General features: G+C 62.6%; 22 protein-coding genes and 1 riboswitch. Of the genes, 11 read left to right on the top strand and 11 right to left on the bottom strand.

Annotated elements, in window-relative coordinates:
* Nucleotides 1-9: 9 nt before the first annotated feature.
* The 8 genes from rpoB to OEZ71_RS07150 form a co-directional block, all read right to left on the bottom strand.
* Nucleotides 10-4143 carry a DNA-directed RNA polymerase subunit beta gene (rpoB, locus tag OEZ71_RS07115; RefSeq protein ID WP_263739259.1) on the bottom strand — a complete coding sequence of 1378 codons (4134 nt, stop codon included), beginning with the start codon at nucleotides 4141-4143 and terminating at the stop codon, nucleotides 10-12.
* Nucleotides 4144-4398: 255 nt separating this feature from the next.
* Nucleotides 4399-4773: a 50S ribosomal protein L7/L12 gene (rplL, locus tag OEZ71_RS07120; RefSeq protein WP_263739260.1), complete on the bottom strand. Its 375-nt coding sequence runs from the start codon at nucleotides 4771-4773 to the stop codon at nucleotides 4399-4401.
* A gap of 66 nt (nucleotides 4774-4839) precedes the next feature.
* Nucleotides 4840-5355, bottom strand: a complete 516-nt coding sequence (gene rplJ / locus OEZ71_RS07125; RefSeq protein ID WP_263739261.1) for a 50S ribosomal protein L10 — start codon at nucleotides 5353-5355, stop codon at nucleotides 4840-4842.
* A 230-nt stretch (nucleotides 5356-5585) separates the two neighbouring features.
* Nucleotides 5586-6284 (bottom strand): 50S ribosomal protein L1, encoded by a 699-nt coding sequence (gene rplA / locus OEZ71_RS07130; RefSeq protein WP_263739262.1) that lies wholly within the window; start codon nucleotides 6282-6284, stop codon nucleotides 5586-5588.
* 3 nt (nucleotides 6285-6287) lie between these two features.
* Entirely contained in the window at nucleotides 6288-6740 is a 453-nt protein-coding gene (gene rplK, locus OEZ71_RS07135; protein WP_263739263.1) for a 50S ribosomal protein L11, read from the bottom strand.
* An 89-nt stretch (nucleotides 6741-6829) separates the two neighbouring features.
* Nucleotides 6830-7363: a transcription termination/antitermination protein NusG gene (nusG, locus tag OEZ71_RS07140; RefSeq protein WP_263739264.1), complete on the bottom strand. Its 534-nt coding sequence runs from the start codon at nucleotides 7361-7363 to the stop codon at nucleotides 6830-6832.
* Between the two features lie 181 nt (nucleotides 7364-7544).
* Entirely contained in the window at nucleotides 7545-7739 is a 195-nt protein-coding gene (gene secE, locus OEZ71_RS07145) for a preprotein translocase subunit SecE (RefSeq protein WP_263739265.1), read from the bottom strand.
* Between the two features lie 110 nt (nucleotides 7740-7849).
* Nucleotides 7850-8188: a hypothetical protein gene (locus tag OEZ71_RS07150; protein ID WP_263739266.1), complete on the bottom strand. Its 339-nt coding sequence runs from the start codon at nucleotides 8186-8188 to the stop codon at nucleotides 7850-7852.
* 146 nt (nucleotides 8189-8334) lie between these two features.
* Between OEZ71_RS07150 and OEZ71_RS07155 the strand changes: the two genes are divergently transcribed.
* Both OEZ71_RS07155 and OEZ71_RS07160 read left to right on the top strand, forming a co-directional pair.
* The gene (locus OEZ71_RS07155) at nucleotides 8335-9753 is read left to right on the top strand and encodes an FAD-binding oxidoreductase (RefSeq protein ID WP_263739267.1); all 1419 of its coding nucleotides are present in this window, start codon (nucleotides 8335-8337) and stop codon (nucleotides 9751-9753) included.
* 76 nt (nucleotides 9754-9829) lie between these two features.
* Nucleotides 9830-10555: a sterol desaturase family protein gene (locus OEZ71_RS07160; RefSeq protein WP_263739268.1), complete on the top strand. Its 726-nt coding sequence runs from the start codon at nucleotides 9830-9832 to the stop codon at nucleotides 10553-10555.
* A 41-nt stretch (nucleotides 10556-10596) separates the two neighbouring features.
* Here OEZ71_RS07160 and hemC read toward each other — a convergent pair whose 3' ends face one another.
* The gene (hemC, locus tag OEZ71_RS07165; RefSeq protein ID WP_263739269.1) at nucleotides 10597-11547 is read right to left on the bottom strand and encodes a hydroxymethylbilane synthase; all 951 of its coding nucleotides are present in this window, start codon (nucleotides 11545-11547) and stop codon (nucleotides 10597-10599) included.
* A gap of 100 nt (nucleotides 11548-11647) precedes the next feature.
* Here hemC and hemE point away from each other — a divergent pair, with 100 nt between their 5' ends.
* A complete protein-coding gene (hemE, locus tag OEZ71_RS07170) occupies nucleotides 11648-12676 on the top strand; it encodes a uroporphyrinogen decarboxylase (protein WP_263739971.1) in 1029 nt (342 codons plus the stop codon).
* A 4-nt stretch (nucleotides 12677-12680) separates the two neighbouring features.
* Here the strand turns inward: hemE and OEZ71_RS07175 are convergent, their stop codons facing one another.
* Entirely contained in the window at nucleotides 12681-13427 is a 747-nt protein-coding gene (locus OEZ71_RS07175) for a maleate cis-trans isomerase family protein (RefSeq protein WP_263739270.1), read from the bottom strand.
* A 187-nt stretch (nucleotides 13428-13614) separates the two neighbouring features.
* Between OEZ71_RS07175 and OEZ71_RS07180 the strand changes: the two genes are divergently transcribed.
* The 7 genes from OEZ71_RS07180 to metK all read left to right on the top strand — a co-directional run bounded on the left by OEZ71_RS07180 (nucleotide 13615) and on the right by metK (nucleotide 21300).
* Entirely contained in the window at nucleotides 13615-14085 is a 471-nt protein-coding gene (locus tag OEZ71_RS07180) for an Lrp/AsnC family transcriptional regulator (RefSeq protein ID WP_263739271.1), read from the top strand.
* Between the two features lie 49 nt (nucleotides 14086-14134).
* Nucleotides 14135-15832 carry an adenine deaminase gene (gene ade, locus OEZ71_RS07185; protein ID WP_263739272.1) on the top strand — a complete coding sequence of 566 codons (1698 nt, stop codon included), beginning with the start codon at nucleotides 14135-14137 and terminating at the stop codon, nucleotides 15830-15832.
* Between the two features lie 245 nt (nucleotides 15833-16077).
* The gene (locus OEZ71_RS07190; protein ID WP_263739273.1) at nucleotides 16078-17097 is read left to right on the top strand and encodes a PhoH family protein; all 1020 of its coding nucleotides are present in this window, start codon (nucleotides 16078-16080) and stop codon (nucleotides 17095-17097) included.
* A complete protein-coding gene (gene ybeY, locus OEZ71_RS07195) occupies nucleotides 17081-17587 on the top strand; it encodes an rRNA maturation RNase YbeY (protein WP_263739972.1) in 507 nt (168 codons plus the stop codon). The genes OEZ71_RS07190 and ybeY overlap by 17 nt, the downstream gene beginning before the upstream one ends.
* A 39-nt stretch (nucleotides 17588-17626) precedes the next feature.
* Nucleotides 17627-18514 (top strand): hemolysin family protein, encoded by an 888-nt coding sequence (locus OEZ71_RS07200; RefSeq protein ID WP_263739274.1) that lies wholly within the window; start codon nucleotides 17627-17629, stop codon nucleotides 18512-18514.
* Between the two features lie 89 nt (nucleotides 18515-18603).
* Nucleotides 18604-20046 carry an apolipoprotein N-acyltransferase gene (lnt, locus tag OEZ71_RS07205; RefSeq protein WP_412175620.1) on the top strand — a complete coding sequence of 481 codons (1443 nt, stop codon included), beginning with the start codon at nucleotides 18604-18606 and terminating at the stop codon, nucleotides 20044-20046.
* A 33-nt stretch (nucleotides 20047-20079) separates the two neighbouring features.
* A riboswitch (SAM-SAH riboswitch) is annotated at nucleotides 20080-20129 on the top strand.
* Between the two features lie 4 nt (nucleotides 20130-20133).
* Nucleotides 20134-21300, top strand: a complete 1167-nt coding sequence (gene metK, locus OEZ71_RS07210) for a methionine adenosyltransferase (RefSeq protein WP_263739276.1) — start codon at nucleotides 20134-20136, stop codon at nucleotides 21298-21300.
* A 61-nt stretch (nucleotides 21301-21361) separates the two neighbouring features.
* Here the strand turns inward: metK and OEZ71_RS07215 are convergent, their stop codons facing one another.
* Nucleotides 21362-21643 carry a DUF1330 domain-containing protein gene (locus OEZ71_RS07215; protein ID WP_263739277.1) on the bottom strand — a complete coding sequence of 94 codons (282 nt, stop codon included), beginning with the start codon at nucleotides 21641-21643 and terminating at the stop codon, nucleotides 21362-21364.
* A 94-nt stretch (nucleotides 21644-21737) separates the two neighbouring features.
* On the opposite strand from OEZ71_RS07215, the gene OEZ71_RS07220 reads away from it, so the two are divergent.
* A complete protein-coding gene (locus OEZ71_RS07220) occupies nucleotides 21738-22613 on the top strand; it encodes a LysR family transcriptional regulator (protein ID WP_263739278.1) in 876 nt (291 codons plus the stop codon).
* The last annotated feature ends 5 nt before the right edge of the window (nucleotides 22614-22618 follow it).

Below are 22618 nucleotides of genomic sequence, written 5' to 3' on the forward strand. Positions count from 1 at the left end.
CGTACGCCCTCACTCCTCCTCCGCATCCAGGAGTTCCATGTTGAGGCCGAGGCCCCGCACTTCCTTGACGAGAACGTTGAACGATTCCGGCACGCCGGCCTCGAAATTGTCCTCGCCCTTGACGATGCTTTCGTAGACTTTCGTCCGGCCCGCCACGTCGTCCGACTTGACGGTAAGCATCTCCTGCAGGGTGTAGGCGGCACCGTAGGCTTCCAGCGCCCAGACCTCCATTTCCCCGAAACGCTGGCCGCCGAACTGGGCCTTGCCGCCCAGGGGCTGCTGCGTGACGAGGCTGTAAGGCCCGGTCGACCGCGCGTGGATCTTGTCATCGACAAGGTGGTGAAGCTTCAGAAGATACTTCACACCGACGGTGACCTTCCGCGCGAACTTCTCGCCGGTGCGGCCGTCGAAGAGGTCCGACTGGCCGGACTGGTCAAAGCCCGCCCGCATCAGCGCGTCGTTGACATCCGCTTCCTTGGCGCCGTCGAAGACCGGCGTCGCGATCGGAACGCCACGTTTCACCGTGTCGGCCCGTTCGACCAGCATGTCCTCATCAAGCGAGGCGAAGCCTTCTTCGTAGGCCTCATCGCCATAACCGTGGCGCAGCGCATCCCGTACCGGGGTGAGGTCGCCAGTGCGGCGGTAGTCCTGAAGTGCGTCGTCGATGCGCAGACCCAGACCGCGCGCGGCCCAGCCCATATGCGTTTCAAGGATCTGACCGACGTTCATCCGGCTCGGCACGCCGAGCGGGTTCAGCACCATGTCAACCGGGGTCCCGTCGCCGAGGAAGGGCATGTCTTCCATCGGAACGACCTTGGAAACCACACCCTTGTTGCCGTGACGGCCGGCCATCTTGTCGCCCGGCTGCAGCTTGCGCTTCACCGCGACGAAGACCTTGACCATCTTCATGACGCCCGGCGGCAGATCGTCGCCACGACGGACCTTCTCGACCTTGTCCTCGAACCGGTGCTCGAGCGCGCGTTTCTGCGCCTCGAACTGGGCGTTGAGGGCCTCGACGTTCTGGGCATCTGCCTCTTCGCCGAGGGCAAGCTGCCACCACTGGCCGCGCGAGAGCGATTCCAGCAGTTCCTCGTCAATCTTGGCGTTCGGCTTGATGCCTTTCGGGCCTTTGACAGCCGTCTTGCCGAGGATCATGGACTTCAAGCGCGCATAGATGTTGCGCTCAAGGATCGCCTGTTCGTCGTCGCGGTCACGCGCCAGACGTTCGACTTCCTCACGCTCGATCTGCAGCGCGCGTTCGTCCTTGTCGACGCCGTGGCGGTTGAAGACGCGAACCTCAACGACCGTCCCGAAATCGCCCGGCGGAAGCCGGAGCGAGGTGTCGCGCACGTCGGACGCCTTTTCACCGAAGATGGCGCGGAGGAGCTTTTCTTCCGGCGTCATCGGGCTTTCGCCCTTCGGCGTGATCTTGCCCACGAGGATATCGGCCGGCCCCACTTCGGCGCCGATATAGACAATGCCCGCCTCGTCGAGGTTGCGCAAAGCTTCTTCGCCGACATTCGGGATGTCGCGGGTGATTTCCTCAGGCCCAAGCTTGGTGTCACGGGCGGCGACTTCGTATTCCTCGATATGGATCGAGGTGAAGACGTCGTCGCGCACGATGCGCTCGGAGATCAGGATCGAGTCTTCGTAGTTGTAGCCGTTCCACGGCATGAAGGCGACGATGACGTTCTTGCCGAGCGCCAGTTCCCCCATATCCGTCGACGGGCCATCGGCGATGACCTCGTTCTTGGTGACCTTGTCGCCCACCTTCACCAGCGGACGCTGGTTGATGCAGGTGTTCTGGTTCGACCGCTGGAACTTGCGCAGACGATAGATGTCGACGCCGGCATCACCAACCTCGAGATCCTCGGTCGCACGGACAACGATACGGGTCGCATCGACCTGGTCGATGATCCCGCCACGCTTTGCCATGATCGCCGCGCCCGAATCCTCGGCCACGACGGCCTCGATCCCGGTGCCGACGAAGGGCGCATCCGCCTGCAGAAGCGGCACGGCCTGACGTTGCATGTTCGAGCCCATCAGCGCGCGGTTCGCGTCGTCGTTCTCAAGGAACGGGATGAGCGAGGCCGCAACCGAAACGAGCTGCTTCGGCGACACGTCGATCAGGTCCACGACGTCGGGCGGGTTCAGCATGAATTCGCCCGCCTGACGGGTCGAGACGAGGTCATTCTTGAACTTGCCGGTCTCATCGAGCTGCGCGTTGGCCTGCGCGACCGTGTGGCGCATCTCTTCGGTGGCGGACATGTAGTGGACTTCGTCCGTCACCTGACCGTCCTTGACCTTGCGGTAGGGGGTCTCGATGAAGCCGTACTTGTTCACGCGCGCAAAGGTCGCAAGCGAGTTGATCAGACCGATGTTCGGGCCTTCCGGCGTTTCGATCGGGCACATCCGGCCATAGTGCGTCGGGTGAACGTCGCGCACCTCAAAGCCCGCGCGTTCCCGCGTCAGACCACCCGGCCCTAGTGCCGAAAGGCGCCGCTTGTGCGTCACTTCCGACAGCGGGTTGGTCTGGTCCATGAACTGCGAAAGCTGCGAGGAGCCGAAGAATTCGCGCACTGCAGCCGCGGCCGGTTTCGCGTTGATCAGATCCTGCGGCATGACGGTGTCGATCTCGACCGAGGACATGCGCTCCTTGATCGCGCGCTCCATACGCAGAAGACCGACGCGGTACTGGTTCTCCATCAGCTCGCCGACCGAACGCACCCGACGGTTGCCCAGGTGGTCGATATCGTCGATCTCGCCCTTACCGTCGCGCAGTTCCACCAGAGCCTTGACGCAGGCGATGATGTCGTCGCGGTCCAGCGTGCGCTGGGTGTCGGGCTTGTCGAGGTCGAGACGCATGTTCATCTTGACCCGGCCGACGGCCGAGAGGTCATAGCGCTCCTTGTCGAAGAAGAGCGTGTCGAAGAGCGCCGAGGCGGCTTCGACGGTGGGCGGCTCACCCGGACGCATGACACGGTAGATGTCCATGAGCGCGGTGTCGCGGTTCATGTTCTTGTCCGCCGCCATCGTGTTGCGGATGTAGGGACCGACATTGACGTTGTCGATGTCGAGGATCGGGATCGAGGTGATGCCGTTGTCCAGGAGGACCTTCAGCGTGCCGCCAGTGATCTCGCCATCCTTGTCGATGACCTGGGTCAGCTCGTCCCCGGCCTCAACATAGATCGCGCCAGTTTCCTCGTTGATGATGTCCTTGGCGACGAAACGGCCGAGGATATGGTCGAAGGGCACCAAAAGTTCGGTGATCTTGCCCTCGTCGATCCATTTCTTGACCATGCGCGGCGTGGCCTTGTCGCCCGCCTTGCAGATCACTTCGCCCGTGGCCGCATCCACGAGGTCATAGGTCGGACGCGTGCCGCGCACACGTTCGGGGAAGAACTTGGTCACCCAGCCCTTGTTCTTCTTCAGCTTGAATTCGACCGTGTTGTAATAGGCATCCATGATGCCTTCCTGATCGAGGCCGAGCGCGTAGAGGAGCGTCGTAACCGGCAGCTTCCGACGACGGTCGATACGCGCGAACACGATATCCTTGGCATCGAATTCGAAATCGAGCCAGGAGCCGCGATATGGAATGATGCGGCACGCAAAAAGAAGCTTGCCCGAGGAGTGGGTCTTGCCCTTGTCGTGGTCGAAGAACACGCCGGGCGAACGGTGCATCTGGGAAACGATCACGCGCTCGGTGCCGTTGACGATGAAGGTGCCGTTCGGCGTCATCAGGGGCATGTCGCCCATGTAGACGTCCTGCTCCTTGATGTCCTTCACGGACCGGGCACCGGTATCCTCGTCGACATCGAACACGATCAGGCGCAGCGTCACTTTCAGCGGCGCGGCGTAGGTCATGTCGCGGGTCTGACATTCCTCGACATCGTATTTCGGCTTCTCAAGTTCGTATTTCACGAACTCCAGAATGGCGTTCTCGTTGAAATCCTTGATCGGGAAAACCGACTGGAAGACCCCTTTGATGCCCTCGCCGTCAAGCGGCTGAGGCTGGTCACCGGATTTCAGAAACAGGTCATAGGAAGATTTCTGAACCTCAATGAGGTTCGGCATCTCAAGGACTTCGCGGATTTTGCCGAAGTATCTGCGGATACGCTTCTGGCCAACGGTCGCTTGCGCCATGCTCGTCGTCACCTTTCGTCTCTTCGCGGGTGTGGTACCGTCGGGGACACGGGACCACGCCGCTTGCGAATGAAGGGGGCCGGTTCAATTCATGCCCTCCGTCCCACCGGAAAGCTCCCGAACCGTTAACCTCGCCTTGGAAGGGACATCCTTTACGTCAGGGCAATGGAAGCCCCTTCCAAGACAGGTTCGGCTGGGCCCGGGGAATGCCCGGACCCAGCCATATTCTCACGTCGGGACCGAAGCCCCGGACGACTACTTGAGCTCGACCTTGGCGCCAGCCTCTTCGAGCTTCTTCTTGATCTCTTCGGCTTCGGCCTTCGCCGCGCCTTCCTTGACCTTGCCGCCGGCCTCAACGAGGTCCTTGGCTTCTTTCAGGCCGAGACCGGTGATCGCGCGCACTTCCTTGATCACGTTGATCTTCTGTGCGCCGGCGTCGGTCAGGACGACGTCGAATTCGGTCTTTTCTTCCGCAGCTTCAGCAGCGGCAGCCGGACCAGCAGCCATCATGACGGCACCACCGGCGGCCGGCTCGATGCCATATTCGTCCTTCAGGATGGTCTTGAGTTCCTGCGCTTCGAGAAGCGTCAGGCCCACGATTTGTTCGGCGAGTTTCTTCAGATCAGCCATTTCTCTGTTCCGTTCCTAAGTTTGTGATCCAACGACGGGTTTCACCCCACGAAGGCACTAGATTGCTCACGCGGCTTGCCGCTCTTCCAAAGTGGAAAGGATGCCCGCGATGTTCGAAGCAGGTGCGCCAATGGCCCCGGCGATGTTCGAAGCGGGGGCGCCGATGCAGCCGACGATGGAAGCGATAAGCTCCTCGCGCGACGGCATGGCGGCCACGGCTTTGACACCGGCCTGGTCCAGAGCCGTATCGCCCATAGCGCCACCAAGAATTTCGAACTTCTCGTTCTTCTTGGCATAGGCATCCGCGACCTTCGCAGCAGCGACAGGGTCCTCGGAATAGGCGAGTACGGTCATACCCGTGAGAAGGTCACCGATGCTTGCGCAGGGCTTTCCCTCAAGGGCGATCTTGGCGAGCCTGTTCTTGGCGACGCGGACGGACCCACCCGCTTCACGCATGGATGCGCGCAGGTCCTGCATCTGAGCAACTGTCATGCCTTCGTAGTGGGCAACCACCACGACGCCAGAGCTTTCAAAGATCTGGCCGAGTTCCTCGACCACTTTCTCTTTCTGGGCTCTATCCACAGTTTCACTCCAAGTATGGGGGTTTCCCCCCGGCTCAGTTCTGGTCCCCGAAAGGACCGTTCGGGTCCGTGATGGTCCCGAGGCCAGGATCGCCCGAGGCTAGCCCCGGTAAATCTCGTCTCGTTCCCCATCTCAGGAAGGATTTATGGGGTCTCCCCCACCCTCCGTCTCGGACAGGACGAGGCCTTTGCAGGCCCCGCCATTCGCCGGATCAAAGACCCGGCAAATTCTTACTGGGCGCTCGCCGACGCGAGGTCGACCGACACGCCCGGGCCCATGGTCGAGGACAGCGACACCTTCTTGAGGTAGGTGCCCTTCGCGCCCGTGGGCTTGGCCTTGGAGACCGCGTCGATGAAGGCGCGGACGTTTTCCGCCAGCTTGCCCTCGTCGAACGAGACCTTGCCGATACCGGCATGGATCACACCGGCCTTTTCGACCTTGAACTGGACTTCGCCGCCCTTCGCCGCCTCGACAGCCGCTTTCACGTCCATCGTCACGGTGCCGACCTTCGGGTTCGGCATCAGGTTGCGCGGGCCGAGGATCTTACCCAGACGGCCGACGACCGGCATCATGTCCGGGGTCGCGATGCAGCGATCGAACTCGATCTTGCCCGACTGGATCGTCTCCATCAGGTCTTCGGCACCGACGATATCGGCACCCGCCGCGGTGGCCTCATCAGCCTTGGCGCCGCGGGCAAAGACCGCAACGCGCACCGTCTTGCCAGTGCCGTTCGGGAGCGTCACGACGCCACGGACCATCTGGTCGGCGTGACGGGGATCGACACCCAGGTTCATCGCGATTTCAAGCGTCTCGTCGAACTTGGCCGACGCGGCGCCCTTGATCAGCTTGACGGCATCCTCGACCGAGAGGTTCGACTTGCCTTCGAAAGCGGCCTTCGCGGCCGTTGTGCGTTTTCCGAGCTTGGCCATGACTTACCCCTTCACCTCGATACCGATCGAACGGGCGGAGCCGAGGATGATCTGCATCGCGGCTTCGACGTCGTTCGCGGAAAGGTCCTTCATCTTGGCTTCGGCGATTTCACGCACCTGGGCCACGGTCACGTAGCCAGCGGTCTCACGACCCGGCTTTTCCGAACCCTTCGGACGGTTACGCTTGCCAACCGGCTTCAGGCCGGCCGCCTTCTTGAGGTAGAAGGACGCCGGCGGCGTCTTCGTCTCGAAGCTGAACGACTTGTCGGCATAGTAGGTGATCACGGTCGGAACCGGGGCGCCCTGCTCCATCTCCTGCGTCTTGGCGTTGAACGCCTTGCAGAATTCCATGATGTTGATGCCGCGCTGGCCCAGAGCCGGACCAACGGGGGGCGACGGGTTTGCAGCACCCGCCTTGATTTGCAGCTTGAGCTGCCCAACCACTTTCTTGGCCATCTGGCCTCTCCTTCATCACTGGCACCCGGGTGGGGTGCAGTTTAGTGGTCCGGTCCGGGCCCTAGCCCTCGCCTCCCACGGTTCACACGTCAGGCGACTTTTTGCACCTGCGTGAATTCCAGCTCGACCGGCGTCGGCCGGCCGAAGATCGACACCGTCACCTTCAGGCGGCTCGAATCCTCGTCCACTTCCTCGACCATACCCGAGAAGCCGTCGAACGGCCCGTCGGTCACCTTCACCTGCTCGCCAACCTCGAAACGGATCAGATTGCGCGGCGCGGCCTCGCCTTCCTCGACGCGGTTCAGGATCGCGTTCACCTCGGCGTCCCGCATCGGCATCGGCTTGCCCTGGGGGCCAAGAAAGCCGGTCACGCGGTTGATCGAGGTGATCAGGTGATAGCCCCGGTCGGTCATTTCCATATGCACCAGCACATAGCCCGGCATGAAGCGGCGCTCAGACGTCACCTTCTTGCCGCGACGGATCTCCAGCACTTCCTCGGTCGGCACGAGAACCTCGTCGATCTCGTCCTCAAGGCCCTTCTCGGCGACCGAATGCTTGATCTGTTCGGCGATCTTCTTCTCGAAATTCGAGAGAACGCTCACCGAATACCACCGCTTCGCCATCTGCCTTCGACCCCGCTCGACCGGTGATACGTCACCGGATTATTCCAGAATTCCAATGGGTTGCCCCAGCTTTGCCCGAACAAAAAACAGCGCGCATACCGAATCGTTGCGCGCCGGTGCCGGGAAAGTTGGCCTCAACTACAAGCCTTGGCCTTGAATTTCAAGGCCGAATGACCCGTGATCAGCCGCCCAGCCCCAGCACCGCCAGAAGCCCGAACTGGATGATCCTGTCGACGAGGAAGAAGAAGAGCGACGTAATGGCCGCCATGACGAAGACCATGATCGTGGTCGTCACGACCTCCTTGCGAGTCGGCCAGTGAACCTTTGCGGTTTCCGAGCGGACCTGCTGGAGGAACTGAAGCGGATTGGTGGCCATGGTCGTGTTCGCCTTCGGTCTCGTTGCAACGGACGGGAAATACGCGGCCCCGCGCGTGAATTCAAGCCTGTCCGGTCGTTTCCTATGACGGTGGCTGGCTGAAACCCACCTTACGGGCCAAGCTGTGGGCCGGAAACGTCGGGATTGATGAACTCTGCTTCGATCCGGATCGCGAACTCGTCACCGACCACCAGCGTGGTGCCCGGTGACGGGATGCCGAATCCGATCCCGAAATCCGACCGCCAGATCGTGCCTGTCGCCGAAAAGCCCAGATGATTGACCGAAAACATGCGCCGGGTGTGACCGGCGTCCAGAAGATAATGTCCTGCAGGGGCTTCGGTCGGCTTCGGAGTGATGGCTGGGCTTTCCTCCGCCACGCTAGCGGCGCCGAGACCAACTATCAAAACGGTCGCAGCCAGCTTGGACCGAAACATCACAATGACCCTCATGACCTCGTTTACCACGATCCGGTCCGTGCCGGGTGAATTCAACAAGCGCGCAATCGCTGCGCGCTAATCGGCGCGGCTCCGCCGCCGACAATCTGCTGGAATTCCCCCGGCCGCATGCCCAAAGTGGCGCCAGAACGGAGAACCCGATGACCCTGACCGCACGCCTCGCCGATCTTCTCGGACCGGCCCATGTCCTGACCGGAGCCGACGCTGACCGCTATGGTCGCGACTGGACCGGGAAGTATGACAGCCGCCCTCTTGCTGTCCTGCGTCCGGCGAATACCGATGAGGTCGCCACCATCCTGCGTCTGGCTCAGGCCGAATCCGTGCCCATCGTGCCTGCCGGCGGGCGAACCGGCCTGACCGGCGGGACGCATGCCGAAGGCGTTCTGATGCTTTCGCTCGAACGGATGAACCAGATCCGGTCTATCCGGCCCGACGCCCGCGTCGCGGTGGTCGAAGCGGGGGTGATCCTGTCGTCACTGCATGACGCCGCCGCGGCAGAGGGCCTTTATTTCCCGCTCTGGTTCGGCGCGCGCGGGTCCGCCACGATCGGCGGAGTCCTGTCGACCAATGCCGGCGGGTCAAACGTCCTGCGCTACGGTTCCACCCGCGCACTTTGCCTCGGGCTGGAGGTGGTGCTGGCCGATGGCAGGGTGATGAACCTGATGTCGGAACTGCACAAGGACAATTCCGGTTACGACCTGAAGGACCTCTTCATCGGCGCCGAGGGAACGCTGGGGATCATCACGGCGGCGGTCATGAAACTCGTCCCCGCGCCCCGCGCCCACGCGACTGCAATGCTTGCCGTATCGTCGCTTGACGCGGCGCTGACGCTTCTCAACCGCTTGCAGGAGGCGACCGGCGGCCTAGTCGAAGCCTTTGAATTCATGCCGCGTGACTACATGGAACAGCTCCGCGACCGCCGCCCGGACCTCGGCCAGCCCTTCACCGAGATCCATGATGTGACGATCCTTGTCGAGCTTGGCGCCACCGCCCCGCGTGACACGGCGCCCGGACCTGACGGTGCCGTTCCCCTGACGGCCCTTCTCGAAGACACGCTTGGCGCGATGCTGGAAGAGGGGCTGATCCTCGACGCGGTCATCGCATCCTCCGAGGCCCAGCGCTCGGCGATCTGGGCGCGGCGTGAGGCAGCGGCTGAGATCGCGACCGGTGTTGGCCACAGCGTCGACTTCGATGTGGCGCTGCCGCTCGACCGGGTGGAGATGTTTCTGAGCCGGATGCAGGCGGACCTGCAAAGGATCGACCCCGGAGCATGGACCAATACGGTCGGCCATCTCGGTGACGGGAACATTCACCTTGCCGTCTTCCCGACGCGCGAGGATTCCGCGCTCGACAACCGTCTGACTGAAGACGTTGAGGAAATCGTGCGTGAACTTGGCGGCTCCTTCTCGGCCGAACACGGGATCGGCCTGTCGAAACTTCCCTCGATGCGGCGGCGGAAGGACCCCGTGGCGCTCGACATGATGCGGGCGGTGAAGGCCGCATTCGATCCGAAGAACATCCTGAACCCCGGAAAAACCCTACCCGACGCGACGTCCTGACATCCCGGCCCCGGCGTCAGTCTTGACCTGAACCTACCAGCGGCGGACTCTGGCGCCGCTTTGACAGGGGAGTCACATGGACCGACTGGCGCTGATGTTCAGACACCGTTCGATCCTCGGCGTTGCCGCCGCGATCATGATCGGCGTCGGTATCGTCGCCAGTTCCGGCATCGCATGGCTCTGGGCACTGGCCCTGCTTGGCATTCCGGCCCAGATGCTGAACGAATACAATATGCACCGGTTCATCCTCCACCTGCGGCCGCCTCAACGGCAGTGGCAGTTCGACCTGCTCTACCGCGCGCATTACGGGCATCATGACTTTCCGACCAACCGCGAGCTTTTCTTCGCGCCGGATTTCGTGGTCTTCCCGGCCCTTGCGATCAACTTCGTGCTGGTCTGGGGTATTCTGGCCCTGTTTGGCGCCGCATGGGCCATTCCCGGCGCGGCGGCCATTGTGCTGATCGGCGGCGGCACGACATTCTTTGCTTATGAGTGGTTCCATTCGACGGCCCACCTGCCGGTGAAAAAGACCGCCGTCGAACGCCACGTTACGACGCTGCACAACCAGCATCATTTCCGCGATTTCTCGAAATGGTTCCACGTCACGGCAGGGGGCGAGATCATCGACCGGGCGATGGGGACGGCGATCGATAAGGACGCCTTGAAATCTCAGCAGCGGATCGAATTCATCCGCACGCTCGGTTTGCGTCCCGACGATCCCCGACTCGTCGCGGCGCGACACCGCTTTGCCGGTCGCTACGGGTTGACTGACGACGAGATCACCCGCGCCGCCCGCGCCTGAAATTCAGCTTTCAGGAATGTTGCGGCTGACACTCGGCCCGCTCAACGCCAGTCGAAAAAGTCCGCAGGTGCCTGCGACAGAAGCTCCCGCGCAAGATCGGACCCGGCCTCGGCGGCGTCAGCCGCGGCGAACCGCCGTTCACCCCGGATCACCTCCGACCCGTCGGGGCGCAGGATTTCACCGCGCAGCCACAATCCCGCGCCTTCATGCACGGCAAGCCCGGCAATCGGCGTTTCGCATGACCCGTCAAGCGTCGCGAGGAACGCGCGCTCGGCGGTCAGCCGCTCGGCGGTCGGGGCATCGTGGATCGCCGCCAGCAACTCGCCCGCGCGCGCACAGCTTTCGCGCCGCTCGATCCCGATTGCACCCTGCGCGACGGCAGGCAACATCTCCTCGACCTCGATCGCGCCTTTCGCGACATAGCCCATACCCAGACGGTTAAGCCCGGCCATGGCAAGAAACGTCGCCGTGGCGACACCATCCTCAAGCTTTTTCAGCCGCGTCTGCACATTGCCGCGGAACTCCACCAGCTTCAGGTCCGGCCGCCGGTTGGCAAGCTGCGCGCGCCGCCGCAGCGAGGACGAACCGACAACCGCCCCGTCGGGCAGGTCTGCGAGCGAGGCGACTTTGGGCGAGACAAAGGCATCGCGCACGTCTTCACGCGGCAGGTAGCAGTCGAGCACCAGCCCAGCGGGCTGTTCGACCGGCATGTCCTTCATCGAATGGACCGCGATATCGATGGCGCCCGCCAGCAGCGCCTCTTCGATTTCCTTGGTGAAAAGGCCCTTGCCGCCGATCTCCTTGAGCGGTCGGTCGGCCGCGATCAGCGCGCGGTCGTCACCGGTCGTCTTGATGATGACGATCTCGCAGCAGTCTTCCGTCAGCCCATGGGCTTCCATCAGGCGCGAACGGGTTTCGAAAGCCTGCGCCAACGCCAGCGGAGAGCCGCGGGTTCCAATCTTTAACGGTTTTTGAGCACTTGGTTTGGTCATGCCCCCGGCATAGCCGCGACAGATTGCCCGCGCAATGGGCCCAATCCCGGGATCGCCTTGACATCCCGTCGCAGGGCGGGGTCAAAGAGGCGACGGAGGCATCATGACCAAGAAAATCCTGCGCGCCCTTGCCGGTGAAACCCTGCCCACCCCGCCCATCTGGATGATGCGGCAGGCAGGCCGCTATCTGCCTGAATATAAGGCAACAAGGGCCGAGGCAGGGGATTTTCTGTCGCTCTGCTACAACCCCGATCTCGCGGCAGAGGTCACATTGCAGCCGATCCGCCGCTACGGTTTCGACGCGGCGATCCTGTTTGCAGATATTTTGTTGGTACCTCAGGCACTTGGTTGCGATCTCTGGTTCGAAACCGGCGAAGGGCCGCGATTGTCTACGATCGGGAATCCGGGCGACCTTGCGCGCCTGAAGGATCGCGACGGCATTCACACAACACTTGGACCTGTCTACGAAACCGTTCGCATCCTCAGGCGGGAACTGCCGTCGGAAGTAACGCTGATCGGTTTTGCCGGAGCGCCGTGGACAGTCGCGACCTACATGATCGCCGGGCGCGGCACCCCCGATCAGGGCCCGGCCCATGCACTGAAGGCCAGTGACCGGGCGACCTTCACCGCGCTCATCGACCTTCTGACCGGGGCAACCATCGACTATCTCTCGGCTCAGATCGAGGCTGGGGCCGAGGTGGTGAAGCTCTTTGACAGCTGGGCCGGATCGCTCAAGGGGCAGGATTTCGATGATTTCGCGCTGGCCCCGGCCAAACGCATCATCGCGGAACTAAAATCCCGCCATCCCGGCCTGCCCATCATTGCCTTCCCTCGGGAAGCGGGGGACCGTTACGAGGGCTTTGCGAAAGCCACCGGCGCCGATTGCGTCGCGCTCGACAATTCGGTGGCGGCGGAATGGGCGGCGGCGCATGTGCAGAAGGATGGATGCGTTCAGGGCAACCTCGACCCTTCGCTGCTGGTGACCGGCGGCGACAGGCTGGTGAGCGAAACGAAGCGGATCGTAGCAGCCTTTTCGAAAGGCCCACATATCTTCAATCTCGGCCACGGGATCACCCCCGATGCCGATCCCGAGAACGTGCACCGCATGATTGAAGCCGTGCGCGGCTGAGCCCTTAAAGACCACGCGAAAAGAGCGATATGCCGGGGGCGACGCCTATCTGCAGCCCAGCCAGTGCACGCATATGCCAGGCAAGGGCAAGGTTCGAGGAAATCACCGGGCGGCCAATACGCCGCTCCGCCTCGGCCGCGATCCCGGCCACGCGCAGATTGGTGCAGGAAACAAAGACCGCATCGCATTCGGCCTGCCCGGCCACCGTCTCGATGGAGGCAAGGATGCTTTCGGGTGATATCCGCGCCACAACCCTGTCGTCGCCCTCCTCGAAGGACGCGAAGGCGGTGATCTCAAGTCCGTTCGCAACAAGAAGTGCCCGCATCGCGGCCGACACGCTTTCGACATAGGGCGTCACGAAACCCAGACGCCGGACGCCCAGCGCCTGACAGGCCGCAAGCGTGGCACTGATCGGATCGGTGACCTCGGCCTCGGGATGCACCTGCCGCACACGATTTCGTACCCCCTCGGGCCCGATCACCGTAGCACCTGAGGTGCAGCCGTAGCCGACCACATCGAGCGGCCGCTCAGGCAGCATTGCAACGGCTGCTGGCAATGCGTCGGCCATGCTTGCCAAGGTCTCGGTCGTGACTTCGGGCGGCATCACGATGCGGGTGTGGTAAAGCGCGACGTCCGGTTCCGGGACAAGGAACCGCATCTCGGTTTCAAGGGTTTCGTCCGCCGGCAACACGACGAGCCCCAATGCGGCCCGCGCGCCCATCCCGACGTCGATCTCAAACGGCAACTTCATCGCTTCCCCCGAAACGGGCGGCGCCAATCGCCTCCATCCTTGTCGTCTAACGCAAATATGGGGCGAAGTTTGCCCGATGATGCACCAGAATAGTCCGAAATTAGTATCATACTGCACTTTTCATGATGCATTTCCACCTTGGCGGCTGCATCATGCTTCAACCGCAGCAGGATCACCCCAAACCGCCATGGCCTATTCCCTCGATCAATTTGATCTAAAGCTTCTCGAACTCCTCCAGCATAACTGCCGCCAGACGGCGGATGTGCTGAGCGAACATCTCGGTCTGTCGCCTGCGGCCGTCCAGAAACGGCTGAAAAAGCTGCGCGATACCGGAGTGGTCGAGGCAGAGATCGCCATGGTCAGCCCGCGTGCGGTCGGGCGCAACATGACCATCATCGTTGAAGTGTCGATGGAACGGGAAAACACCAGCGTGCTGGAAAGTTTCAAACGCCGGATGCGGGCGGAACCATTGGTCCAGCAATGTTACTACACGACCGGCGAGGCGGATTTCATGCTGATCCTCGTGGTGCGGGATATCGAAGAATACCAGACATTCACGCAGGAGAACTTTTTCGGCTCGCCTGAGGTCAGCAAGTTTACCACCTCCATCGTGATGGACCGGGTGAAGGTCGGGCTGGCGGTCAGCCTCGACGATTGATGCACCGTCCGACAGCCGACGCGACCGGTGAAAGAAAGGCAGAGAAACGATGACTGAACTGGAACGCCGGATCGCGGCCGGGCGCGGCGATGAACCTTCGGACATCGTGCTGAGGGGCGGGCAGCTTCTTGATGTCGTGACGGGTGCGCTCATCGGTGGCGACGTCGCGATCCGCGGCGATACCATCGTCGGGATCGGGGCAGACTATGACGGTCGCGAGGTGATCGACGTCACCGGCCTGACGCTCGTACCCGGTTTCATCGACACCCATCTTCATATTGAAAGCTCGCTCGTCACGCCGTTTGAATTCGACCGCTGCGTCGCCCCACGCGGGGTAACAACAGCGATCTGCGATCCGCATGAGGTCGCCAATGTGATCGGGGTCGAGGGCATCCGCTATTTTCAGGAGGCAAGCCGTCACACGCTGATGGATATCAAGGTGCAGCTCTCCTCCTGCGTGCCCTCGACCCATATGGAGACGGCGGGCGCCCGGATCGACGCGGCGGACCTTGCGCCATTGATGAACCATCCGTCGGGCATCGGTCTGGCCGAGTTCATGAACTATCCCGGCGTCATCCACCGTGACCCGGGGGTAATGGCGAAGCTCGCGCTCTTCGAAGACGGCCATATCGACGGCCATTGCCCGCAGCTTTCGGGCCGCGACCTGAACGCCTATATCGCCGCCGGCATCCGCACCGAGCATGAGGCGACGACGGCCGAAGAGGCGCTGGAGAAGCTTTCCAAGGGGATGCGGGTACTGATCCGCGAAGGGTCGGTGTCGAAGGATCTGGAGGCTCTGGCGCCGATCCTGACCGAAGCGACATCGGCCTATCTGTGTCTCTGCACCGACGACCGCAATCCCCTGGACATCGCCGAACACGGTCATCTCGACTACATGATCCGGCGGCTGATCGAAAAGGGAGCCTCTCCACTCGCCGTCTATCGCGCGGCGTCATTGTCGGCGGCCGAAGCCTTCGGGCTGAAAGACCGCGGCCAGATTGCACCGGGCAAAAGGGCCGATATCGTCGCAGTGGATAACCTTGAGGGCTGCCATGCGCAGCTTGTGCTATGCGCTGGACGGGTCGTGAACGATGCCGCCTTCGCCGCACGGACAACCATCCCCCCGGTCGGGCGTGGCTCCGTCAAGGCGCCGGCAGTGAAGCCTGATGATTTCCGTGCCCGTGCGAACCGCCCGGAAACCGACGTGATCGGCATTATCGAAGGCAAGATCATCACCGAACATCTGAGGGAAAACATCGCAATTACAGATGGCGACAAGCGGCCCGATCCGATGCGCGACCTGATCCGCATCGCGGTGGTGGAGCGGCACGGCAAGAACGGCAACATTGCCACCGGATTCGTGAAGGGCTTCGGTCTGACGACCGGGGCGATCGCATCCACGGTCTGCCACGATCACCACAACATTGCGGCGGTCGGGGTCGACTATGCCGACATGGCGCTTGCCGCGAACCGGTTGTCGGAGATCGAAGGCGGCTTCGTTGTTGCAAATGGTGGCAAGGTGCTGGCCGAACTGGCGCTGCCGGTGGCAGGGCTGATGAGCCTTGAGCCGTTCGAGACGGTGCGGGACCGCCTCATGGTCCTGCGCGATGCCGCCAAGGGATTGGGCGTGACGCTGGAGGAACCCTTCCTGCAACTCGCCTTCCTCGCTCTGCCCGTGATCCCCGCCCTGAAGATCACTGACCGGGGCATGGTGGATGTCACAAAATTCGAGATCATTCCGGGCTAGGCCCCATCAAAGACGCGCTAAAGCTTTCGTTTCCCGTCACGATCTGAATCTGCTCCAAGGGGGATACCCTTCAGGTTAGGCCATCCTTTCACGAAACACCGCCCGCACTGCCACATATCCGTCACACGATTGTAACATCCGGTGGATTTCTTCACATCACTGCAAATATATGCCATCCCGGCTTGCTTTGGACACAATCCATAGGCACCATCCGATCAGGCCCTGCCGCAGAAAAGGAGATATGCTTGGGCATCAGCGCCTTGACCCCGCCGCCGCGTCCGGAGGATCTGCACGAAACCCTTCTGGAATTTCCCGACAACCGGCTTCTGATAGATTTGTGCGGTGAGTTTGACCGCAATCTTGCACAGATCGAGCATCAGTTAGGGGTCCATATCCTGCGCCGCGGCAATCAAGTCGCTGTCGTGGGGTCGGCTGAGGCGCGTGGCCAGGCGGCAGCGGTGCTGCAAACGCTTTATGGCAAGCTGGAATCGGGCCGCCCCATCGACGCAGGCGAGATCGACGCCGCAATCCGCATGGGCGAGGGCACGAAGGCGGAACCCACCAGTCTTGACGAACAGCTTGAGATGTTCGCGGGCGGCCGCTACGAAATCCGTACCCGCAAGAAGCAGGTCGAGCCGCGCACCGAAGCGCAGAAGGCTTATGTAAAAAACCTCTTTTCCAACGAACTGGCCTTCGGCATCGGCCCGGCCGGCACCGGCAAGACCTATCTGGCGGTCGCGGTTGGCGTCACCATGCTGATCGGCGGCCATGTCGACCGGATCATCCTGTCGCGTCCCGCGGTTGAGGCGGGCGAACGTCTGGGCTTTCTGCCCGGTGACATGAAGGAAAAGGTCGATCCCTACATGCAGCCGCTCTACGACGCGCTGAACGATTTCCTGCCCGCCAAGCAAGTGCTGAAACTGCTGGAAGAAAAACGGATCGAGATCGCGCCGCTGGCCTTCATGCGCGGGCGCACGCTCTCCAACGCGTTCGTGGTGCTGGATGAGGCACAGAACGCCACGACCATGCAGATGAAGATGTTCCTGACCCGTCTGGGCGAGGGCAGCCGCATGGTCATCACCGGCGACCGGACGCAGGTTGACCTGCCGCGTGGCGTGAATTCCGGCCTTGCCGATGCCGAGCGCATCCTGAAGGACGTGAAGGGCATCAGCTTCAACTACTTCACCGCGAAGGACGTGGTGCGTCATCCGCTTGTGGCCCGCATCATCGAAGCTTATGACGCCGAAGATGGAGTCACTGGTTGATACGATGATTGAGGACGACCGCTGGGAGGCATTTGGCCTGTCGGCGCTTGCCGATCGCGCCGCGCGCGGGGTTCTGGCCGAGCTGGGCCTGCCGGGACAGGGGTTTGAGATCAGCCTGCTGGGCTGTGACGATGCCCGCATCGCCACGCTGAACGCTGATTTCCGGGGCAAGCCTCAGCCGACCAACGTGCTCTCTTGGCCGTCGGAGGAACGCGGTGCCGAAGAGGACGGCGGCACCCCCGATCCGGTGGAACCCGGCGATGCAGAGATGCTTGAAGAACTCGGCGATATCGCCATCGCGTGGGAAACCTGCGCCCGTGAAGCGGATGAGCAGGGCAAGCCCGTGGCCGATCACGTTACGCATTTGATTGTTCACGGAGTGTTGCATTTACTCGGCTATGACCATGTAAGAGAGCGGGATGCCGCCTTGATGGAGTCGACTGAGACACGAATTCTTGTAAAAATGGGCATAGCCAACCCATATGAGTGAACCGGTGCCGAAACGGGCCGGATGATTTGGAAAGGACAAATGGGCGAAACCGCAGACGGGTCTATGATGGCGCAAGACGCGCCCGACCCCTCAGACAGTAGCGAACAGCGCGGCTTTTTTGGTCGCATCATCGACGCTTTCTCTCCCTCCGAGGCCGGTACCGACGAGCAGGCGAAGCCGCACGAGGAGGTGGGCGAACGCAACATTGGCACGCCCCTGCCCGGCATCGGCAACCTGCGCCGGATGCGGGTCGAGGATGTGGCGATCCCCAAGGCCGAGATCGTCGCGGTCCCCGTGACCGCCACGATGGACGAACTGGTTGCGAATTTCCGCCAAAGCGGCTTTTCGCGCCTGCCGGTCTTTAAGGGCACACTGGATAGCCCGCTCGGTCTCATCCACCTCAAGGATCTCGCGCTTGAGCAGGCCTTCAGCGACCCGAAACCGCGCTTTTCCCTGCGCAAGATGCTGCGTCCCCTGCTCTATGCGCCGCCCTCTATGCCCATTGGCGTTCTCTTGCAGAAGATGCAGTCAGAACGCATTCACATGGCTCTCGTCATCGACGAGTACGGCGGTGTCGACGGGCTGCTGACGATCGAAGACCTCATTGAAACCGTCATCGGAGAGATCGAGGACGAACACGATACGTCCGAAGATGGCCTGTGGCATGAGGAAAAACCGGGGCAGTACATTGTCCAGTCCCGCGCACCGCTCGATGAATTCGAGGCCGAGATCGGTATGAAACTAGCGGCCGAGGAAGAGGGCGAAGAAATTGACACGCTTGGCGGGCTCGTCTTCATGCTGGTGGGCCGGGTGCCCGCGCGCGGCGAGGTGATCCCGCACGAAAGCGGCGCCGAGTTTGAAATCGTCGACGCCGATCCCCGCCGCATCAAGCGGCTGAGGGTGCGCCTGCCACAGGCCGCAGCCTGACCGTGAAATTCCGCCCGCTGGCCTTCTTCCGGAGCGACAACCGGCCAGACGGCCTGCGTCTTGCGCTTTCCGCCCTTCTCGGCGCGGTCATGGCACTCGGGCAGGCGCCGTGGTCGCTCTGGTGGCTGGCGCTTCCCGCGCTCACGCTTCTCATCCGCCTGATCGCGGTCGAAAGGCGGGCGGCGCAGGCGGTCTGGCTCGGCTGGATCGCCGGGGCGGGATATTTCGCGGCGGGCCTCTTCTGGATCGTGGAGCCGTTCTTCGTTGACGCGAAGACCTATGGCTGGATGGCGCCGTTTGCGCTTTTCTTCATGTCCTTCGGCATGGCCCTGTTCTGGGCACTGGCGGCAGGTATCGGCACAATGGGGCGCAGCCCCGGCATCCGCGCGGTCGGCTTCGCATTCGGGCTGGCTGCGACCGATCTTTTGCGCGGCTATATCTTCACCGGGTTTCCCTGGGCGCTCATCGGCCATATCTGGATCGGCACACCGATAGCACAGGCCGCGGCGTTTGTCGGGCCGGTCGGGCTTTCGGCGCTGACTGCCTTCGCCGCGGCGCTGCCGGTTCTGGCGGTGACCAATGGAACACGCATTGGTCTTGCTGTTTTGTCCGTCGCTGGTCTGGCAGCCGTATGGGCCACCGGCGCTGCGCGGCTGGCAGCACCCGAAACACCGCGCGACCCTGCGATTCAGGTCCGCCTGATCCAGCCCAATGCCGCCCAGCACCTCAAATGGCGCGGCGATATGTGGCGCATCTTTCTTGACCGGCAGATGGACCAGACCGCCCTGCTTGCGAACACACCGCTCGACCTCATCGTCTGGCCGGAAACGGCGGTGCCCTTCCTGCTGTCGGATTCGGCCGGGTTCTTTGCGGCATTGGCGGACAGGTCGAACGGCGTGCCGGTCGCCTTCGGCATCCAGCGCGAAGAGGGCCTGCGCTTTTTCAACAGCCTCGCGGCCATCGACAGCGAGGCGCGCGTCACCGCCGTCTATGACAAATGGCACCTCGTCCCCTTCGGTGAATACATCCCCTTCGGCGACGTGATGGCGGCGTTTGGCATCGCCGCTTTCGCCGCGCAGCAGGGCAACGGCTACAGCCCCGGTCAGGGCCCGGTCGTGCTTGATCTCGGCAAGGCGGGGCGGGTGTTGCCTCTGATCTGTTACGAGGCGGTCTTTCCGCAGGACCTGCGGGTGAAGGGTGATCGGCCCGACTGGATTTTGCAGATCACCAATGACAGCTGGTTCGGCAATATCGTCGGGCCCTACCAGCATCTGGCACAGGCGCGGCTTCGGGCCATCGAACAGGGGCTGCCGCTCTTGCGTTCTGCCAATACCGGGGTGACAGCGGTTATTGACGCTAAGGGACGCATCCTCGACAGCCTGCCCCTGAACACAGAAGGTGTTCTGGATACTGCTGTTCCACCAGCCCTGGCACCCACGCTTTACTCCCGAACCGGTGACCTTCCGGCAACAATCCTGGTCGGTCTGGGCCTTTTGGGTCTGATTACCCTTCGCCGCCGACAATCCGATTGACCGCACGGCATGGCGGGGATAGTCAGGCTCGACGAACCGTCACAACGGCTTCCTGGCGTGACGGGGATAACCCCAATGGAGCACTTCATGTCCCGACAGAATTACGTTTTTACCTCCGAAAGCGTTTCGGAAGGCCATCCGGACAAGGTTTGTGACCGGATTTCCGATGCCGTCCTCGATGCATTTCTTGCTGAAGATCCGCAATCCCGCGTCGCCTGTGAAACCTTTGCCACGACCGACCGCGTCGTCATCGGTGGCGAGGTGCGCGGCCCCGGTTCCGTCATTGAACGGGTCGAGGATATTGCCCGCGAATGCGTCAGGGATATCGGCTATGAGCAGGATGGCTTTCACTGGGCCAACCTGAAGGTCGACAGCTATCTGCATGCGCAATCCGCCGATATCGCGCAGGGCGTCGATGCCAGCGGCAACAAGGATGAAGGCGCAGGCGATCAGGGCATCATGTTCGGCTATGCCGTCGATGAGACGCCAGAGCTTATGCCCGCGCCGATCCTCTATTCACACGCGATGCTTCGCCGTCTGGCCGAGGTTCGCAAGAACGGCACCGAGCCGAAGCTTGGCCCCGACGCCAAGTCGCAGCTTTCGATCCGCTATGAGAATGGCAAGCCGGTCGAGGTGACCTCGCTCGTGCTTTCGACCCAGCATCTCGACGCGACGATGTCCTCGGGTGATGTGCGGGCGCTGGTGGAGCCCTATATCCGCGAAGTTCTGCCGGAGGGCTGGCTGACCGCAGCCACCGAATGGCACGTCAATCCGACCGGCAAGTTCGTCATCGGCGGCCCGGACGGGGATGCGGGCCTGACGGGGCGCAAGATCATCGTCGACACTTATGGCGGGGCGGCCCCCCATGGCGGCGGCGCGTTTTCCGGCAAGGACCCGACCAAGGTCGACCGCTCGGCGGCCTATGCCGCGCGGTACCTTGCCAAGAACGTCGTGGCGGCGGGGCTGGCGAAACGCTGCACGCTGCAACTGTCCTACGCGATCGGTGTGGCCAAGCCTCTGTCGATCTATGTTGACACCCACGGCACTGGCGAGGTTGACGAGGCCGCGATCGAACGCGCCGTGGCGCAGGCGATGGACCTCACCCCGCGCGGTATCCGCACCCATCTCGGCCTCAACAAGCCGATCTATCAGCGCACGGCGGCCTATGGCCATTTCGGCCGCGCGCCGGATGCGGATGGCGGGTTCTCGTGGGAAAAGACCGACCTTGCCGAGGCGCTGAAGAAAGCTCTCTGAGCCAAAGGCGACGAAGTCAATGCGGCCCCGCCTCCAAAAAGGGCGGGGCTTTTTCATTGGATCATCCGATCAGCACGATCTCGCTGTCACCCGCCTTTTGGCGTAGGGCGTGCACCTCGGCCAGTTCGGGGTCGTTGATCCAACCCAAAGCCGCATCGCGGTCGGGAAAAGATAGAAGCACGACCCTGCCCGGAAGCGCCGCATCGCCTTCGAGCCGCGTCGGCTCTGTCGTCATCGCTTCGGGCTTCGCGCCCCATTTGGCCAGTGCAGGTCCAGCCTTGCTGGCATAGGATGCGAACGTGTCTGGGTCGGTGATGGTCAGTCGGACAACGGCGTAGATCATGGCGGTTCCTTTCTCGGTTGCAGGGGGAATGTACGGCCGCGCCAGAGATGCGAAAACGCGTGATATTGCAGGTTATACATGCGATAACGCATGCATGAAGGATGCGGCTTGGGATGATCTGAAAACAGTGATGGCGCTCGTGCGGCACGGGTCGCTGGCGGCGGCCGGTGCCGCACTCAGGCTCAATTACACGACCGTTGCCCGAAGGATCGCACGGGCCGAGGCGGCGCTGGGGACAACACTCTTTGAACGCCTGAAGGACGGCTACGTGCCAACAGATGCCGCGATGCTTGTCGCCGCCCATGCCGGCGAGATGGAGGCGTGCGAACATGACCTGATGCGAAGGCTTGCCGGGCGGGACGGCACGCTGGAAGGCGCGCTCACCATCACCGCCCCGCAACTCCTGATCGCATATGTGCTGCCCACGGCGCTCGCGCAGTTCCGGGCGCTTTATCCAAAGGTGGACCTCAGGGTGCGGGCGACGAACGATATCCTCGACCTGTCGCGGCGCGAGGCCGATCTTGGCATAAGGATCAGCCGGACGCCGGGGGACACGCTGACCGGCCTGCGGCTTGCAGAACAACATTCGGCGAGTTTCGCGAGCCCCGGCTGGGCTGAGCGGATCGCGAAAGACCCGGGCGCGCCCATCGACTGGATCCTCTACGAGACGCATGACGACGTGCCAAAAGCCGCCCGCGAAGCCTATCCGTCAAGCCGGGTCCAATACCGCTTTGACGACATGATCGCGATGGCGGGCGCCGCGCAGGCCGGGCTTGGCGTGGTGCGGATGCCGATGTTCCTCGGGCGCTCATTGCCCGGGCTGATGCAGGTGCCGCTTTTGCCGCCGCAACCTTACATGGATGTCTGGATGGTGGCCCATCCCGATGTCTGGCCCGGCGCCAAGGTCCGGGCCTTCCGCGATGTGCTGAAGGCCGACATGAAGACCCGGCGGGCCTTATTCGTCGCCTGATGTGA

This window comes from Albidovulum litorale (assembly GCF_025751495.1).
GTDB classification, from domain to species: domain Bacteria; phylum Pseudomonadota; class Alphaproteobacteria; order Rhodobacterales; family Rhodobacteraceae; genus Albidovulum; species Albidovulum litorale.